Genomic DNA, 16,546 nt, shown 5'->3' on the forward strand with positions numbered 1-16,546 from the left:
ATCCCCTCGAAAGAGGTTCCCCGCATGGTAGCCGCGTGTTGCCGTCGCCGCAGGGGGCGGGGCGGATCAGCCCCGGGGGTAGCGGGCGAGCCAGCCGGGGGCGGAGCCCTTCGGGCCGTGGAGGGTGGGGCCCTGGGTCAGCTCCAGCGCGAAGTCGTCGGAGAGTTCGAGGAGGGTGGCGCGGCCCTCGGTCCCGGTCAGCCAGCCGGCGGGCAGGGCGGTCTCGCCGTGCAGGGCGCCGAGCAGGGCCCCGCACAGGGCGCCGGTGGCGCTGGAGTCGCCGCCGTGGTTGACGGCGAGCCGCAGCCCGTGCGTCATGTCCTGCGCGACCAGGGCGCAGTAGAGGGCGATGGAGAGGGTGTCGGCGGCGCCGCGGCCGTCGCCGGTCGTCAGGGTCTCGATGGAGTCGGGGCCGGGGGCGCCGCGGGTGACGGCGGCCAAGGCGCGCTGGAGGGCGTCGGTCACCGGCTGGTGCCCGGGGCGGGCCCCGAGGAGGCCGAGGGCGCGCTGGACGGCGGCGTTCAGGGATTCGCCCCGGACGAGGCCGTGGACGATCACGGCGAGGGCGCCGGCGGACAGGAGGGCGTCGGGGTGGCCGTGGCTCTGGGCGGCGCATTCGACGGCGAGTTGCAGGACGAGGCCCGGTTCCCAGCCGACGAGGAGCCCGAACGGGGCCGAGCGGACGGTGGCGGCGGCGTCCCGGGCGGTGGGGTTCTTCGGCTGGTCGAGGGTGCCCAGGGTGTCGTCGGCGAAGCCGGTCAGGCAGGAGCGTTCGGGGGCGCGGCGGGCGTAGAGCCACTCCTCCCGGGCGAGCCAGCCGTTGTCGGCGCGGCGCTCGTCGGGGCCCCAGTCGGACTGGGTCGCGGCCCAGCGGCGGTACGCGCGGTGCACGTCGGTCGGCGGGTGCCAGGCGCCGGTGTCGCGGCGTACGTGGGCCCGTATGAGGCCGTCGACGGTGAACAGGGTGAGCTGCGTGGCGGCCGTGACGGTGGCCGGGCGGCCGGGGGAGGGGGCGGCGGGTTCGGTGAGGCCGGCCGGGCCGTGGGCCTGGCGGATGGCGTCCAGGGTGAGGCCGGCGACGGGGGCGCCGAGGGCGTCGCCGACGGCGGAGCCGAGGAGGGTGCCGCGGACCCGGCTGCGGAAGTCCTGCTGTTCGGCGCGGCCCCACAGGGCGGTGGCCACCCCGCCGGGCGCGGGCCGCGCGGCGGCCACACCGTGGGCCGGCGTGGCGTGGGCGGGCCTCGCCTGCGCGGGGACGCCGCGGGCGGCGCCGGCCGCCGGCATCGCCTGCGCGGGGATGCCGTGGGCGGGGGCGCCCTGCGTCGGGATGCCGTGGGCCGGCGTCGCCTGGGCCGGGATGCCGTGGGCCGGGGTCACCTGTGCCTGGGCGCCTTGCGCGGGGATGCCGTGGGCCGGGGCCCCCTGCGCCGGGATGCCGTGGGCCGGGGTTTCGGTCGGGGGCGTGCCATGCGGCGGCTCGGGTGTCGCGGGCGGTGTCGTGCCCGCCGTCGGTGTGGTCGACGCGCCGGCGTCCGTGGCCGCGGTCGTTCTGGTCGTCGTGTCCATGTCGTTTCCCCCCAGGCTCTGGCGCACTGTAATGGACGACATCGGTCAAATCCGGAAGGCGTCGGTCACCGCGCCCGTAACTGACCGGAGAACGGCCGGATCCCGAACGGTTTCGGCCGCGCATCCGGCCGATGGCACGTTTTGCCACTCGCCTTCCATGGGGCCGGTTTCGGCCACACGACGTTCACGTCCCGTTCTCCGGGCGCCCACAGCCTCAAGGGCATGAAGAAGGCTCTCCTCGCCGCGACCGCCGTCGCCTCCGCGCTCACCGCCTCCCTGGTCGTCGCCCCCGCCGCCACCGCCTCCGACGCCCACCAGGGCCGCTCCGCCATCCCCTTCACCGAGGCCACGGTCACCGCCGGCGCCGACGGCTCCTACACCCTGCGGTGGAACGCCCGGGGCACCCGCCACGTCGCGATCAAGGCGAACGGCAAGGTCGTCGCCAAGGGCGGCGCCCAGGGCCGGGCCGTCGTCACGGGGCTGCCCGCCGCCGACCGCCAGTGGTTCGACTTCCAGGCCGACCGCGGCCGGGGCCTGCGCCTCGCGGACCGCCTGATCACGCTGGAGGGAACCGCCAACTTCCGCGACGCCGGCGGCTACCGCACCACCGACGGCAAGTGGGTCAAGATGGGCGAGGTCTACCGCTCCGACGCCCTGAACAAGCTGACCGCGAACGACCTCGCCAAGCTCCGGCGCCTGAGCGTCAAGACGGTCTTCGACCTGCGCACGCAGGACGAGCGCACCAAGGACGCCGACCGGGTGCCGGCCGGCGCCCGCCACGTCGTCGCCGACGTCTTCGCCGGCTCCGGCTCCTTCCAGACCCTCCCCAAGACCCCCGACGAGGCCGTCAAGGCCATGATCGACGCCGAGAGGGCGATGGTCTCCGGCGAGGGCGGCAAGAAGGCCTACACCCAGGTCTTCGAGGGCATCGAGAACGACCGCGCCCGCTCCGTCCTCTTCCACTGCACCGCCGGCAAGGACCGCACGGGCTGGGCCGGCGCCACCCTGCTGACCGCCCTCGGCGTCCCGCAGGAGACGGTGATGGCCGACTACCTGGCCAGCAACGACTACCGCAAGGCCGCGAACGACGCGATCCTCTCCCACCTGCCCGCCCCGCAGGCCGCCGTCTACAAGCCGCTGCTCGACGTCCGCCCCGAGTACCTCAACGCCGGCTACGCCGAGGTCGAGGCCCGTTACGGCTCCTTCGACCGCTACCTGAGGAACGGCCTCGGCATCGACGCCCACGAGCTGGCGCGGCTCAAGAAGGACCTCCTGGTCGGCTGACCCCGACCGACCGCCCCCCGACCGCCCCCCGACCGGCCGCCGCGCGGCGCGTGGCGGCCGGGTCCGCGTCAGTCCAGTACCGGCAGCAGCGCCGGCAGGTGCCCGTCCGAGGCGCGCGCCGCCTCCTGCCGCTCCGCCGGAACCTCCCCGTACAGCGTCGTACGGGGCTTCGCGGGCCGCCCGGCGGCCTCCGCGACCGCGACCAGGTCCCGCACCGACTTGTACGAGCCGTAGCTCGAACCGGCCATCCGCGAGATGGTCTCCTCCATCAGCGTGCCGCCCAGGTCGTTGGCGCCCGACCGCAGCATTTCGGCCGCGCCCTCCGCGCCCAGCTTCACCCAGCTGGTCTGGATGTTGGTGATGTGCGGGTGCAGCAGCAGTCGGGCCATCGCCGTCACCGCCCGGTTGTCGCGCACCGTCGGGCCCGGCCGGGCGATGCCCGCCAGGTACACGGGCGCGTTCGTGTGGATGAAGGGCAGCGTCACGAACTCCGTGAAACCACCCGTCCGTTCCTGGATGCGGGCCAGGGTGCGGAAGTGGCCCAGCCAGTGCCGGGGCTGGTCCACGTGCCCGTACATCATCGTGGACGAGGAGCGGATGCCCAGCTCGTGCGCGGTGGTGATCACGTCGATCCAGTCCGCCGTCGGCAGCTTGCCCTTCGTCAGGACCCAGCGCACCTCGTCGTCGAGGATCTCCGCCGCCGTCCCCGGGATGGAGTCCAGCCCGGCCTCCTTGGCGGCGCTCAGCCACTCCCGCACCGACAGGCCCGTACGGGTGGCGCCGTTGACGACCTCCATCGGGGAGAAGGCGTGCACGTGCATCCCCGGGACGCGCTCCTTCACGGCCCGCGCGATGTCGAAGTAGGCGGTCCCGGGCAGGTCCGGGTGGATGCCGCCCTGCATGCACACCTCCACCGCGCCCACGTCCCAGGCCTGGGCCGCGCGGTCCGCGACCTGGTCCAGGGAGAGCGTGTACGCGTCGGCGTCGGTGCGGCGCTGCGCGAAGGCGCAGAAACGGCAGCCGGTGTAGCAGACGTTGGTGAAGTTGATGTTCCTGGTGACGACGTACGTGACCTCGTCGCCCACCACCGACCTGCGCAGCTCGTCCGCGATCCGGCACAGGGCGTCCAGCGCCGGGCCGTCCGCGTGCAGCAGGGCGAGGGCCTGGTCGTCGGTGAGCCGCGTCGGGTCGTCGGCCGCCTGCGCGAGGGCGGCCCGTACGTCCGTGTCGATGCGCTGCGGCACCATCCCGGGGGCGGCGGCCTCCCGCAGGGCCTCCCAGTCGCCGTAGACGTGGTCGAAGTCCTCGCGGCGGTCGCCGGTACGGCCCTCGGTGTCGATGGCGGTGTGCAGATCGGTGCGCCCGTACGCGGCGAAGCCCTCGTCGGGCTCCTGCCACGGCCGGCCCTCCACCGTCGCCGCCTCGTCGGCCAGGCCGGTCAGCGGATCGGCCAGCGCCCGTACGTGCGGCAGCAGGCGGGGATCCAGCCAGGGTTCGCCGCGCTGGAGGAACTCGGGGTAGATGGTGAGGCGTTCGCGCAGCTCGAAGCCGGCGGCGGCGGTGCGCGCGGCCAGCTCCTCGATGTGCGGCCAGGGGCGCTCCGGGTTGACGTGGTCCGGGGTCAGCGGCGAGACGCCGCCCCAGTCGTCGATGCCGGCGCCGATCAGCAGGGCGTACTCGGCGTCCACCAGGTTCGGCGGGGCCTGGATGCGGGCGGCGGGGCCGAGGACGTGCCGGGCCACCGCGATGGCGGCGGCCAGCTCCTCCAGCTCCGCGTCGGGCATGCCGCGCATGGCGGTGTCGGGCTTGGCCCGGAAGTTCTGGACGATGAACTCCTGGAGCCCGTGGTAGCTGCGCTGGATGCGGCGCAGCTCGAAGAAGGCCTCGGCGCGCTCCTCGTAGGTCTCCCCGATGCCGATGAGGACGCCGGTGGTGAAGGGCACGTTGGAGCGGCCCGCGTCCTCCAGGACCCGCAGCCGCACGGCGGGGTCCTTGTCGGGGGAGCCGTGGTGGGGGCCGCCGGGCTCGGACCACAGACGGACGGCGGTCGTCTCCAGCATCATGCCCATGGAGGGTGCGACGGGCTTCAGGCGCTGGAGCTCGGACCAGGACATCACCCCGGGGTTGAGGTGGGGCAGCAGGCCCGTCTCCTCCAGGACGCGGATCGCCATGGCCCGTACGTAGGCCAGGGTGTCGTCGTAGCCGTGCGCGTCCAACCACTCCCGGGCCTCGGGCCAGCGGTCCTCGGGCCGGTCGCCGAGGGTGAACAGGGCCTCCTTGCAGCCCATCGCGGCGCCGGCGCGCGCGATGTCGAGGACCTCGTCGGGGGAGAGGTACATCCCGTGGCCGGCCTTGCGGAGCTTGCCGGGGACGGTCACGAAGGTGCAGTAGTGGCACCGGTCGCGGCACAGCCGGGTGAGGGGGATGAAGACCTTCCGCGAGTACGTGATGACTCCGGGCCGCCCCGCGGCGGCGAGCCCGGAGTCCCTGACGCGGGCGGCGGAGGCGCGGAGGTCCTCCAGGGCCTCGCCGCGCGCCTGGAGCAGGACGGCCGCCTCGGCCGTGTCCAGCGCGACGCCGTCGCGGGCGCGCCGGAGCGCTCGGCGCATCGCGTTGTCGGTCGGAGCGTCACCGGTAGTGGTCATGGGGCGAGCATACGATCCGCTCGACGCGGCGCGGAGGGCGTCATCGCATCAGCTCACCGGCGTTGACCAGCAGCGACTGGCCGGTTATCGCCCGCGCCCGGTCGCTGGCGAGGAAGGCGACGGCGTCGGCGACGTCCCCGTCGGTGGCCAGGTCGGGCAGGGCCATCCGCTCGGTGAGGCGGGCGTGGACCTCGGCCTCGGGGACGCCCTCGGTGTGGGCGGTGAACGTGACGAAGGCCTGCACGGGCGGGCCCCACATCCAGCCGGGGAGCACGGTGTTGACGCGGATGCGGTGCGGGCCCAGTTCGCGGGCCATGGAGTACATGGCGGAGGTCAGGGCGCCCTTGGAGGCGGCGTAGGCGGCCTGCTGGACCTCGTTGGGCGAGGCCACGGCGGACTGGGTGCCGATGATGACGACGGAGCCGCCGCCGGCCTCCTTGAACGCGGGCAGGCAGGCGCGGGTCATGCGCAGGGTGCCGAGCAGGTTGACGTCGAGGATCTGTTGCCAGGTGCCGAAGTCGGCGTCCTGGAGGCCGCCGAAGTGCGAGTCCCAGGCGGCGACGTGCACGACGGCGTCCACGCCGCCGAAGCGCTCGCGGGCCAGCTCCACCAGGGCCCGGCACTGGTCCTCGTCGGTGATGTCGGTCGGGCGGTGGGCGGTGTGGGTGCCGTCGGGGTCGATCTCGGCGGCGGACTTGGCGAGGTTGGCCTCGGTGCGGGCCCCGAGGACGGCGTTGCCGCCGTCGCGGACCACGGCCGCGGCCACCTGGTGCCCGAGTCCGGCCCCGACCCCGGAGACGATGACGGTCTTGCCTCGCAGCAGCATGTGCGCCTCCTGGCGACCCAGAGATCTGACGGGCCGTCAGGGTAGGGGCGCGGAGCGGGCTTGTGAAGGGCGCCGGGGCTTCGGGGCTTCGGGGCGGGGAGGGTGGGGGCCGACCCCGCCCCGGGGCTCGGTTCCGGCCTGCCGGCCCACCGGCCTACGGGCTCACCGGCTCACCGGTTCACGAGGAGACGTCCGCGATGATGTTGCTGACGACCCACACCGCCCAGAGCAGCGGCACGATCGCGACGTAGGCGAACGGGCGCGAGTGGACCGGCGGGCCCTCGTCCAGCGTCCGTCGCCCCGGCGCGGGCTCTGAGGGCGGCAGCTTGGAGAACCTGATGGCCGCGATCAGGTTCCAGATCAGCGTGAACGGCGTGAAGATCACCAGGGAGACGGGGCTCCACCAACCCTGGCACAGGGTCTTCGTGGTCATCGCCCGGACCATGGCCCGACCGCAGGTGCGGCAGAACGGGCCCTTCCGGTGCAGGAAGCGCATCATGATCAGTACGCCGACGTGGGCCCGCACCGACATGTCCACCGTGTGCGGGGACCCGCAGGCGACGCAGCCGGAGCCGTGCCCGCCGGGGTGGGCGGGCGCGCCCGCGAACCCGGGCTGCGGGGACTGTGTGTAGGGGCTCTGCGGGTGCTGCTGCCCCTGCGGCGGGTACGGGGCCTGGCCCTGCGGGGCCTGGCCGTACGGGTTCTGGCCCTGCGGGGCCTGCGGCTGCGGGGCCTGGCCGTAGGGGTTCGCACCGTACGGGGCCTGCTGCTGGGGGGCCTGGCCGTACGGGTTCTGTCCGTACGGGTTGGCCCCGTGCGGGGCCTGGCCGTACGGGGCCTGCGGCGGGGTGCCCGCGGAACTCGCGTAGGGGTTGCTCGCGTCCGGGCCGGGCGGCGGGGTGTGGGTCATGGGGTGGTGGTGCCTTCGGCGTCTGCGCGCACCGGATTTCGGCCACCGGCGCGCTCGGACGGCCGAACGTACCAGCCGGCCATGACATGCTCACTGCCGGCGATTCTCCGCGACCAGCCGGTCGAACGCCTCCGGGGTGACGGTGTCGAGGCCCCTGCCCGTCAGGACGTTCACCTCCTTGCCGTTGATCTCGACGACCGGGGTGCCCTTCTTCCCGCTGCCCTCGAAGGCCCGCGAGACCTTGTCCACCCACGGCATGTACGTGAGCTCCTCGACCGCCCGGTCGAAGGCGGGGCTCCGCAGTCCCGGCACCCGGTCCGCGAGCTCCAGCAGGGTGCTCGTCGAACCGAACCGGTCGTCCGTCTCCTTCGGGGGGTGGTTGCGGTAGAGCACCTGGAGGTAGTCCATGAACTTCTCCGGGCTCTCGTTCACCGCCGCGCCCAGCGCGTTCAGGGCCCGCTTGGACCCCTTGCCGCCGAGCGAGCCGTCGAGGAAGGTCGCGAAGTGGTACTCGACCCGGTACGCCCCCGCGTCCGCCCGCTCCTTGAAGGTCCCGCCGAGTCCCGTCTCCACGCCCGCGCAGAACGGACAGCGCGGATCCAGCCACACCGAGACCACGTCCTTCGCCCCGGCCCCGCCGTACGGGACGACCACCCCGTCCGTGCCGCTCGTGTGCGCCGGCCGTACGAACGGCTTGCCGGCCGCCTCGCTCGGACCCGAACCCGCCGACTTCGAGGCGTACATGCCCACGCCGACCGCGATGCCGAGGACGGCGACGAGCGCGCCCCCCACGAGCAGCCGCCCCCGCCACCGCGCGCGCCGGGCATCGGCCTCGCGCCGCGCCACGAGCCGCTCACGGGCCTCACGACGCTGTTCCTTCTTGCCACTCGCCATGCATACCAGGGTAAAGAACCACGAGGAGTGGCAGGCCGGGCCATTGGGGTGTTTCGGGCAGGGTCCAAGGGCCCGTGCCGGTCCGGGACTTAGGGCCCGGCGCGGGCCGGCCCCGCCGGGCGGGGCCTCGCGTTGGACGTCTTGGGCCACCGGCCGGTGAAGCCGAGACGAATGGTGCGTCATATCTCGGGGGGCGACGGCGAGTCGTATGCGAATACCTGATAGACAGAAGAATCACGGCTCGACCAGCCGACGCCTTCGCCGGCCGCCTTGGGGGGATCGCCGCACTGTGAAGCCGCTTCACCGTCATGTAGTCAACACCTCGCGCAAGGTCCTGTGCACGGCCGCCCTCGCGGCCAGCCTGACCACCGCCGCCGTCGTGACCAACGCCCCGGTCGCCGGCGCCGGAGAGGCCGAGCCGACCCCCGACAGCCCGCAGGCCGTCGACCGCGGCGACGCCCGCCTCGACGTGCCGCCCGCCGTCGCGGACCCGCAGGTCCCGCCCGCCGCCGGAGCCGGCAACGTGGCGACCGAGAGCGCCTCCGGCATCCCCGCCACCGCCCTGGACGCGTACAAGCGCGCCGAGGTGGCGGTCGCCGCGGCCCTGCCCGGCTGCAAGCTGCCCTGGCAGCTGATCGCGGGCATCGGCAGGGTCGAGTCCGTCCACGCCTCCGGCTACGGGCTCAAGTCCGACGGGTACACGGAGAGGCTGATCCGCGGCCCGCGCCTCGACGGCAACGGCTTCGCCCGGATCACCGACACCGACAAGGGCGAGTTCGACGGCGACACCGAGTTCGACCGCGCCTTCGGTCCCCTCCAGTTCATCCCGACGACCTGGGCGACCTGGAAGGCCGACGGCAACGGCGACGGCAAGCGCGACGCCAACAACATCTACGACGCCTCCCTGGGCACCGGCCTCTACCTCTGCTCGGGCGGCAAGGACCTCACCCTCCCGGCGGACCTGGACAAGGCCCTGCTCGCGTACAACGCCTCGCGCGAGTACGTGAACACGGTCCTCGGCTACATGCGCCAGTACCAGCAGGGCGCCACCGGCGTGGAGAACCCGCCCGTCGGCAACTACCCGACTCCGCCCACGCCGTCGCTGCCCACCCCGCAGCCGCCGCGCCACACGCCGCCGACGACGCCGGTCACCCCGTCCCGGCCGACGACGCCCACGACGCCGACCACGCCGACCAACCCGACGAACCCCACGACGCCGACCAAGCCGACCGAGCCCACCAAGCCGACCGAGCCGACTAAGCCCACCCCGCCGCCCGCGACGCTCGCCAAGCTGGAGCAGCACGGCCAGGTCACCCTGGAGGCCGAGGCGGGCAGCCTGTTCGCGGAGGGCGTCCGCTTCAAGACGGTCCTCAGCGACGGCAAGCCCGCCGCCGACCAGCGCATCGTGGTGGCCATCGAGCAGGACGGCACGGACGGCACCGGCTTCGTCTTCGGCAGCGAGAAGAGCGTCGTCATCCGTACCGACGCCGACGGCATCGCCACCGCCCCCCGACTGAAGGCCGGCCCCAAGGCGGGCACCTTCACCCTGCGGGCCACGGCCTACGACACCAAGGGCCAGTTCACGCTGGCGCTGAACGGCAAGGTCACCGCCAAGCCGGTGGAGAAGCCGGTGGAGCTGTCCCGTACGGACGGCACCGGGACGGTCGAGGCCACGAGCGGCACCCCGATCAAGGGCCTGACCTTCCTGGCCGCCCGCGGCGACAAGCCGGAGGCGGGCGTACAGGCCCGCGCCGAGCTGGTCCAGGAGGTCGCGGGCAGGCCGGGCACCTGGGCCCTGGTGGACCAGAGCTCGAAGGGCCCGTACTTCAAGGGCGCCACGGCCGAGGCGAAGCTGTTCGCCCTGGAGCTGCCCAAGACCAAGGCCGACGGCCGGATCGCCCTGCCGGACCTGCTCACCGCGGAGGTGCCCGCGGGCACGTACCACCTGCGCGTGATCACGGCCGACAAGCACCAGGCGATCGTGAAGATCGAGATCGCGGCTCCGCGGGCCTGACCCGCCGCCCGACCCGAACGGCCGCGGCCGGTCGCACCGAGCGTGCGACCGGCCGCGGCCGTTTCCGTCCCGTCGGCGGCCGGGAGACCCCCGGCACGCTCCCGCCCGGCCCAAAGGCAGGAGCCCCACCTTCTCCGTTCGCACGGAGGAGGCGGGGCTCCTTGGGTACTGCTAATCCAACCGCGATCCGGTCGGCCAGGCGACTAGGCCGGGGTGACGTTCTCCGCCTGCGGGCCCTTCGGACCCTGCGTGACGTCGAAGTTGACCTGCTGGTTCTCCTCGAGGGAGCGGAAGCCAGAGGCGTTGATCGCGGAGTAGTGGACGAAGACATCCGGGCCGCCGCCGTCCTGGGCGATGAAGCCGAAGCCCTTTTCAGCGTTGAACCACTTCACGGTTCCGGTAGCCATGAGCCCTCCTATGGGCCAAAGGGTCGCCCTGCTCCAGAACCTGCTAAGAAGTCTGAAAACTACAAAAGCCTGCGGGTTACATGCTCCGCAGGCCTCGTACTGCAAGGGAAACCAAACTGCAACTTGCGTCGAGCCTAGCACGCACCCTCGGGGCGAGACCAGAGGGAAAGATCACGTCACTCGGACGTTTGAGACCTGCCTGATCGCTGACGGAGAGGTGGGGGCTAGTCTCGCGATGTGGACGTCTATCGCAGCCGGCCCCGAGTCGGCCACATCCAGTTCCTGAACTGCCTCCCCCTCTACTGGGGGCTGGCCCGAACCGGCACCCTGCTGGACCTGGAACTGACCAAGGACACCCCCGAGAAGCTGAGCGAGAGCCTCGTGCGGGGTGACCTCGACATCGCCCCCATCACCCTGGTGGAGTTCCTCCGCAACGCCGACGAGCTCGTCGCCTTCCCCGACCTGGCGGTCGGCTGCGACGGCCCCGTCATGTCCTGCGTGATCGTCTCCCAGGTGCCGCTGGAGCACCTGGACGGCGCCCGCGTCGCCCTCGGCTCGACCTCCCGCACCTCGGTCCGGCTCGCCCAGCTGCTCCTCGCCGAGCGGTACGGCGTCAGCCCCGACTACTACACCTGCCCCCCTGACCTGGGGCTGATGATGCAGGAGGCCGACGCGGCGGTGCTGATCGGCGACGCCGCGCTGCGCGCCTCCCTGCACGACGCGCCCCGGCTCGGCCTCACCGTCCACGACCTCGGGCAGATGTGGAAGGACTGGACCGGACTCCCGTTCGTGTTCGCCGTCTGGGCCGCCCGCAAGGACTACCTGGAGCGCGAGCCCGCCACCGTCCGCGAGGTCCACCGGGCCTTCCTCGCCTCCCGGGACGTCTCCCTGGAGGAGGTCGCCAAGGTCGCCGACCAGGCGGCCCGCTGGGAGGCCTTCGACGCCGAGCTGCTGGAGCGCTACTTCACCACCCTCGACTTCCGCTTCGGACCCGATCAACTGGCCGGTGTCCGGGAATTCGCGCGCCGGACCGGAGAGGGCACCGGCTACCCCGCCGATGTCGCCGTCGAGCTCCTCGACGCCGTCACCCACGATCATTAGCGCGACTTATACGGGAAGGCCTCCGGTAAAGGGGATCCGGGGAGACGTTCCGCATCCCGGAAACCGAATACGCCCGTTTCCCGGGAATTCGTTCCCCTTTCGCGTTCCCGTCCCACAATCGATAGCGCGCATTCCCCTTTCCGGCCGCGCCCGGCATGACCATGACCATGGCGGTGTCCGTCACCGGCACGGGTGATCCCTCCCGGCCGACCGGGCGCACCGCCTAAGGTGCTGCCTGTCCGGGTGACGCCACGACCCGGGGACGGGGACGGGGGACGTCATGCAGCCGCTCGAAGCGGGTGAGCCGCGCACCGTCGGCGCGTACCGGCTGCTCGGCCGGCTCGGCGCCGGCGGCATGGGCCGGGTCTATCTGGGGCGCAGCGCCGGCGGCCGGACGGTCGCCGTCAAGGTCGTGCACCCGCACTTCGCCGCCGACGGGGAGTTCCGCGCCCGCTTCCGCCGTGAGGTCGAGGCCGCGCGTCGCGTCGGCGGGCAGTGGACCGCGCCGGTGCTGGACGCCGACCCGGAGGCGGCCGTGCCGTGGGTGGCGACCGGCTACGTGGCCGGCCCCTCGCTGGGCGGGGCGGTCGCCGGGCACGGGCCGCTGCCCGAGGCGTCCGCGCGGGCGATCGGCGCGGGCCTGGCCCGGGCGCTGGTGGCGGTGCACGCGCTGGGCCTGGTCCACCGGGACGTGAAGCCGTCGAACGTGATGCTGTCCCTGGACGGGCCCCGGCTGATCGACTTCGGGATCGCGCGGGCCACGGACGGCACCGCCTCCCTCACCTCGACCGGGGTCTCCATCGGTTCGCCCGGGTACATGTCGCCGGAGCAGATCCTCGGCAAGGGCGTCACCGGCGCCTCGGACGTGTTCTCCCTCGGCGCGGTCCTGGCCTTCGCGGCCACCGGCCGGCCCCCCTTCAGCGGGGACAACTCCGCGACCCTCCTCTACAAGGTGGTGCACGAGCCGCCGGAGCTGGACGGGCTGCCGGCGGGGACGCTGCGCGAGCTGATCGGGGCCTGCCTGGCCAAGGAGGCGGGCGCCCGTCCGACGCCGGGGGAGCTCGCGGAGGCCCTGGGCGAGGCGGCGGGGTTCTCGGGCCTGCTCCCGGCGCCGGTGGTGGAGGAGATCAGCCGGGCGGCGGTGGCCCTGCTCGACCTCGACGCGGAGGCGGAGGCGGACGCGGCGGGGCCCGCGGCGGGCGGTGAGGCCCCCTCCGGGCCGGTTCCGTTCACGGCGGCCTCCCTCGGCGGCCCGGTCGGCGTCGGCTTCGGTACGCCCGACCCTTCCTACGGGGGCCCGGCCGGCACCCCCTACCCGGCCTCCGGCACCCCCGCGGGCCCGTACGGCCCCCCGGGCGGCGTGTACGGCGCCCCGACGGAGACGGCCGGCTCCGGCTCCGGCCCGGGCTCCGCTCCGGGTTCCGCTTCCGGCGCCGTGCCGGGCCCGCGCGGCGCACCCGAGGGGCGGCGGGTCACCCTCAGCGCGGCCGGGCGACGCTTCAGCTGCACCCTCGTGCTCGGCGCGGCGGCGGTGCTCACGGCGCTGTCCGCCGGGTTGTACGGGCTGGACCTGTTGCCGGGTCAGGGCGCCCGCAAGGACGCGGCGTCGGGCGCGGACACCTCCGGCGAATCCTCGGCCGGCCCGCGACCGGCGGCCTCGGCGCCGTCGAGTCCGGGCGGTTCGTCGAGTCCGGGCGCATCACCGAGCCCGGGAGCGTCGGCGAGCCCCGGAGCCTCTGCGAGCCCGCCCAAGGGGTCGCGCGCCGACGTGCCCAAGGAACTCGTCGGCACCTGGAAGGGGACGGTCACCACCGCCCGCATGGGCGTGGCGAGCGACTTCGAGATCGCCATCCGGGCCGGCCGGGTCGGCGAGGTCGTGGGCCGGGACAAGTCCGTCCTGCCCATCCTCGGCACCGATTGCAGCGGGGACTGGAAGCTGTCCTCCGCCACCGACCGCTCCCTGGTCCTCGACACCTCGGGCGGCCCCAACCCCGCCCCCGGCGTGTGCTCCAACGGTTCCGCCGACGAACGGTTCACCCTGAACGCCGACGGCACCCTCCACTACCGCTCCGGGGACGTCCCGGCCGGCAACCCGGAGGGCGACCTCACCCGCAGCCCCTGACCCCGGCCCCTGACCCCGGCCCCCGGCCCCTGAACGAGGCGCACCGGCCCTGGCGTAGGCTGGATCGGTCCGGACCCTTGACACACCGCCGAAAGGTGACGCACCGGTGACCGACCAGGCCGCTCTCCAGTCTGTCCTCGACCGTGCCGCCGCGGGGGGCCGGATCACCAAGGAAGAGGCGCTCGACCTCTACCGGCACGCCCCCCTGCACGCGCTGGGCCAGGCCGCCGACGCCGCGCGCCGCCTGCGCTACGCGGGTACGGAGCACATCGCGACGTACATCATCGAGCGCAACATCAACTACACCAACGTGTGCGTCACGGCGTGCCGTTTCTGCGCCTTCTACGCGGCCCCCAAGGACACCAAGAAGGGCTGGTCCCGCGACCTCGACGACATCCTGCGCCGCTGCGCGGAGACCGTCGAGCTGGGCGGCACGCAGATCATGTTCCAGGGCGGGCACCACCCCGACTACGGGGTGGAGTACTACGAGGAGCACTTCTCCGCGATCAAGAAGGCGTTCCCGCAGCTGGTCATCCACTCGCTGGGCGCCTCCGAGGTCGACCACATGGCCCGCATCTCCGGCGTCGACGCGGAGGAGGCCATCCGCCGCATCCACGCGGCCGGCCTCGACTCCTTCGCGGGCGCCGGCGCCGAACTCCTGCCGGAGCGCCCCCGCAAGGCCATCGCCCCGCTGAAGGAGTCCGGCGAGCGCTGGCTGGAGATCATGGAGATCGCCCACCGGCTCGGCGTGGAGTCCACCTCCACCATGCTGATGGGCACCGGCGAGACCAACGCCGAGCGCATCGAGCACATCGCGATGATCCGGGACACGCAGGACCGCACCGGCGGCTTCCGCGCCTTCATCCCGTACACGTACCAGCCGGAGAACAACCACCTCAAGGGCCGCACCCAGGCGACGATCTTCGAGTACCTGCGCATGATCGCCATCGCGCGCCTGTTCCTCGACAACATCGCGCACATCCAGGGCTCCTGGCTGACCGTCGGCAAGGAGGCCGGTCAGCTCTCCCTGCACTACGGCGCCGACGACCTCGGCTCGATCATGCTGGAGGAGAACGTGGTCTCCTCGGCCGGTGCCAAGCACCGCTCCAACCGCCAGGAGATCATCGACCTGATCCGCAAGGCCGGCCGCGTCCCCGCGCAGCGCGCGACGACGTACGAACACCTGCTGGTCCACGAGGACCCGGCGAACGACCCGGTCGACGAGCGGGTGGTCTCGCACATCTCCTCCACCGCCATCGAGGGCGGCACGGCCCACCCCGAGCTGAAGCTCATCTCCACGAACTGACCCCGGACCGTCCCCGATGCTGACGCTGCACACCGCCGACCTGCTCGTCACCGGCCCCGGATCGACGCCGCTGGCGGGCGGCGCCGTCCTGGTCGACGGCGAGCGGATCCTCCGCGCCGGCCCGTACGAGGAGCTGGGCGCGGAAGCCCCGCACGCCCGGGTCCGCCGCTGGCCCGGGGTGCTGACCCCGGGACTGCTGGCGCGCGGGGCCGACGCGCTGCTGGAGCGCACGTACTACCCGGACGACCCGTACGAGGTCACCGAGCTGGGCGGCGACCCGATCACCGGGGCCCGCGAGCTGGAGGCCCTGAAGATGACCGAGGCCCGCTGGGGCCACAGCGCGCGGCGCGGCACGCAGAAGCTGCTCGCGCGCGGGGTGGTCGCGGTGGCCGGGCGCTTCACGATCGGGTCGGTGCGCACGGCGGTGGTCCGCTCGGGCCTGGCCGTGGTGCCGCCGGCCCCCTACGAGGGCGAGGCGTCCCTGGATCCGCTCGCCGGGCGGGAGTCGGCCGGGCAGGCCTTCCACGGGGTGCTGGAGGCGGGGGCGGCGGCCCGGTTCGCGGTGTTCGCCGTGGCCGACGAGGCGGAGCTGATGGAGCGCGGGGCGAGCACCTGCGTGGCCACGGTGATCTCCGGACGGCTGCTGCACCGCCGGCGCTGAACCGCTCAGGGCAGCGGCGGGCCGGAGAGGTAGGTGCCGTCGGCCGCGTACGGCCAGGCGTTGGCGGTGCAGCCGTGCAGGCCCTTGATCTGCTGCATCATCGCGGGAGCCGGCCGGCCGGGGCCGGGGCAGCCCTCGTGCGCGTGGCCCAGTTCGTGCCCGACCTCGTGGTTGACGATCAGCGCCCGGTACTCCCTGACGGGGCCGCGGAACTGCGGCGATCCCTCCTGCCAGCGCTTGAGGTTCACCACGACGGTGTGGCCCACCCGGCAGTTGGTCTCCCCGACCAGTTCGGGCGTGACCACCTCGCACAGCCGGTCGGTGGTCGCCGGCGTGGCGATCTTCACCGTGAAGTCGACGGGCTCGCCCGGCCCGGCCAGTCGGAACCCGTTCGCGGGGTCGCGGATCCAGCCTCGGCGGTCGCCGAGGATCGCCTCGATGTCACGTGCCGCCCCGTCGGGGTCGACGCCGCTGCCCCGCTCCACCTCCACCCGCCAGGTCAGCGCGGGCCCCTGGCCGCGGGCCCGTCCGGCGGTGGTGGAGGCGGCGAAGCCGGGGGCGCCGGGGGACGCGCCGCCGGCCGGGGAGGCGGCCGGGGAGGGCGCCGCGGCGGCCGGGGGCGGCGCGGGGGGCGCGGCGTCGGCGGGCGGGTCCTCGCCGCCGCGTTGCCAGACGACGACCGCGAACACGAGTAACCCCGTCGAGCACAGGACCGTACGACGCAGCCTGCGGCGTCGCTCGGCCCGTCGGGCGCTGTGGTACTGACCGGCCGGCATCGCGGACCCCCCTCAGGTCGTGCCCCCAGTGTGC

General features: G+C 73.7%; 13 protein-coding genes. 6 read left to right on the forward strand and 7 right to left on the reverse strand.

Annotated elements, in window-relative coordinates; translation table 11 throughout:
- Positions 1 to 66 precede the first annotated feature (66 nt).
- Positions 67 to 1,182, reverse strand: coding sequence for an ADP-ribosylglycohydrolase family protein (locus AB0D01_RS29430; RefSeq protein WP_363060579.1), 1,116 nt, complete (start codon positions 1,180 to 1,182; stop codon positions 67 to 69).
- A 606-nt stretch (positions 1,183 to 1,788) separates the two neighbouring features.
- Here AB0D01_RS29430 and AB0D01_RS29435 point away from each other — a divergent pair.
- Complete coding sequence (locus AB0D01_RS29435; RefSeq protein ID WP_363060480.1) at positions 1,789 to 2,850, forward strand: tyrosine-protein phosphatase; 1,062 nt, start codon at positions 1,789 to 1,791, stop codon at positions 2,848 to 2,850.
- 68 nt (positions 2,851 to 2,918) lie between these two features.
- Here the strand turns inward: AB0D01_RS29435 and AB0D01_RS29440 are convergent, their stop codons facing one another.
- The 4 genes from AB0D01_RS29440 to AB0D01_RS29455 all read right to left on the reverse strand — a co-directional run bounded on the left by AB0D01_RS29440 (position 2,919) and on the right by AB0D01_RS29455 (position 8,125).
- A complete protein-coding gene (locus AB0D01_RS29440) occupies positions 2,919 to 5,495 on the reverse strand; it encodes a bifunctional FO biosynthesis protein CofGH (protein WP_363060482.1) in 2,577 nt (858 codons plus the stop codon).
- A gap of 40 nt (positions 5,496 to 5,535) precedes the next feature.
- Complete coding sequence (locus AB0D01_RS29445) at positions 5,536 to 6,321, reverse strand: SDR family oxidoreductase (protein WP_363060484.1); 786 nt, start codon at positions 6,319 to 6,321, stop codon at positions 5,536 to 5,538.
- 178 nt (positions 6,322 to 6,499) lie between these two features.
- The gene (locus AB0D01_RS29450) at positions 6,500 to 7,231 is read right to left on the reverse strand and encodes a hypothetical protein (RefSeq protein ID WP_363060486.1); all 732 of its coding nucleotides are present in this window, start codon (positions 7,229 to 7,231) and stop codon (positions 6,500 to 6,502) included.
- 90 nt (positions 7,232 to 7,321) lie between these two features.
- Positions 7,322 to 8,125: a thioredoxin domain-containing protein gene (locus tag AB0D01_RS29455; RefSeq protein WP_363060488.1), complete on the reverse strand. Its 804-nt coding sequence runs from the start codon at positions 8,123 to 8,125 to the stop codon at positions 7,322 to 7,324.
- A gap of 289 nt (positions 8,126 to 8,414) precedes the next feature.
- Between AB0D01_RS29455 and AB0D01_RS29460 the strand changes: the two genes are divergently transcribed.
- The gene (locus tag AB0D01_RS29460) at positions 8,415 to 10,139 is read left to right on the forward strand and encodes a hypothetical protein (protein ID WP_363060490.1); all 1,725 of its coding nucleotides are present in this window, start codon (positions 8,415 to 8,417) and stop codon (positions 10,137 to 10,139) included.
- A gap of 203 nt (positions 10,140 to 10,342) precedes the next feature.
- Here AB0D01_RS29460 and AB0D01_RS29465 read toward each other — a convergent pair whose 3' ends face one another.
- The gene (locus AB0D01_RS29465; protein ID WP_007265804.1) at positions 10,343 to 10,546 is read right to left on the reverse strand and encodes a cold-shock protein; all 204 of its coding nucleotides are present in this window, start codon (positions 10,544 to 10,546) and stop codon (positions 10,343 to 10,345) included.
- A 237-nt stretch (positions 10,547 to 10,783) separates the two neighbouring features.
- On the opposite strand from AB0D01_RS29465, the gene AB0D01_RS29470 reads away from it, so the two are divergent.
- The 4 genes from AB0D01_RS29470 to AB0D01_RS29485 all read left to right on the forward strand — a co-directional run bounded on the left by AB0D01_RS29470 (position 10,784) and on the right by AB0D01_RS29485 (position 15,736).
- Complete coding sequence (locus AB0D01_RS29470) at positions 10,784 to 11,647, forward strand: menaquinone biosynthesis protein (protein WP_363060492.1); 864 nt, start codon at positions 10,784 to 10,786, stop codon at positions 11,645 to 11,647.
- Between the two features lie 280 nt (positions 11,648 to 11,927).
- Positions 11,928 to 13,769, forward strand: coding sequence for a serine/threonine-protein kinase (locus AB0D01_RS29475; protein ID WP_363060494.1), 1,842 nt, complete (start codon positions 11,928 to 11,930; stop codon positions 13,767 to 13,769).
- 106 nt (positions 13,770 to 13,875) lie between these two features.
- Complete coding sequence (gene mqnC / locus AB0D01_RS29480; RefSeq protein WP_363060496.1) at positions 13,876 to 15,075, forward strand: cyclic dehypoxanthinyl futalosine synthase; 1,200 nt, start codon at positions 13,876 to 13,878, stop codon at positions 15,073 to 15,075.
- 16 nt (positions 15,076 to 15,091) lie between these two features.
- The gene (locus AB0D01_RS29485) at positions 15,092 to 15,736 is read left to right on the forward strand and encodes a hypothetical protein (RefSeq protein WP_363060498.1); all 645 of its coding nucleotides are present in this window, start codon (positions 15,092 to 15,094) and stop codon (positions 15,734 to 15,736) included.
- Positions 15,737 to 15,741: 5 nt separating this feature from the next.
- Here the strand turns inward: AB0D01_RS29485 and AB0D01_RS29490 are convergent, their stop codons facing one another.
- The gene (locus tag AB0D01_RS29490; protein WP_363060500.1) at positions 15,742 to 16,512 is read right to left on the reverse strand and encodes a DUF3152 domain-containing protein; all 771 of its coding nucleotides are present in this window, start codon (positions 16,510 to 16,512) and stop codon (positions 15,742 to 15,744) included.
- Between the last annotated feature and the right edge of the window lie 34 nt (positions 16,513 to 16,546).

Origin of the sequence: Streptomyces sp. NPDC048606 (assembly GCF_040650855.1) — a bacterium.
Taxonomy (GTDB): Bacteria; Actinomycetota; Actinomycetes; order Streptomycetales; family Streptomycetaceae; genus Streptomyces.

Bases quoted from the DNA above. Each gene is read 5' to 3' on its own strand.
- AB0D01_RS29475 (WP_363060494.1), top strand. From the start codon at position 11,928: ATGCAGCCGCTCGAAGCGGGTGAGCCGCGCACCGTCGGCGCGTACCGG.
- AB0D01_RS29450 (WP_363060486.1), bottom strand. From the start codon at position 7,231: ATGACCCACACCCCGCCGCCCGGCCCGGACGCGAGCAACCCCTACGCG.
- AB0D01_RS29455 (WP_363060488.1), bottom strand. From the start codon at position 8,125: ATGGCGAGTGGCAAGAAGGAACAGCGTCGTGAGGCCCGTGAGCGGCTC.
- AB0D01_RS29440 (WP_363060482.1), bottom strand. From the start codon at position 5,495: ATGACCACTACCGGTGACGCTCCGACCGACAACGCGATGCGCCGAGCG.
- AB0D01_RS29465 (WP_007265804.1), bottom strand. From the start codon at position 10,546: ATGGCTACCGGAACCGTGAAGTGGTTCAACGCTGAAAAGGGCTTCGGC.
- AB0D01_RS29490 (WP_363060500.1), bottom strand. From the start codon at position 16,512: ATGCCGGCCGGTCAGTACCACAGCGCCCGACGGGCCGAGCGACGCCGC.
- AB0D01_RS29435 (WP_363060480.1), top strand. From the start codon at position 1,789: ATGAAGAAGGCTCTCCTCGCCGCGACCGCCGTCGCCTCCGCGCTCACC.
- AB0D01_RS29445 (WP_363060484.1), bottom strand. From the start codon at position 6,321: ATGCTGCTGCGAGGCAAGACCGTCATCGTCTCCGGGGTCGGGGCCGGA.
- AB0D01_RS29485 (WP_363060498.1), top strand. From the start codon at position 15,092: ATGCTGACGCTGCACACCGCCGACCTGCTCGTCACCGGCCCCGGATCG.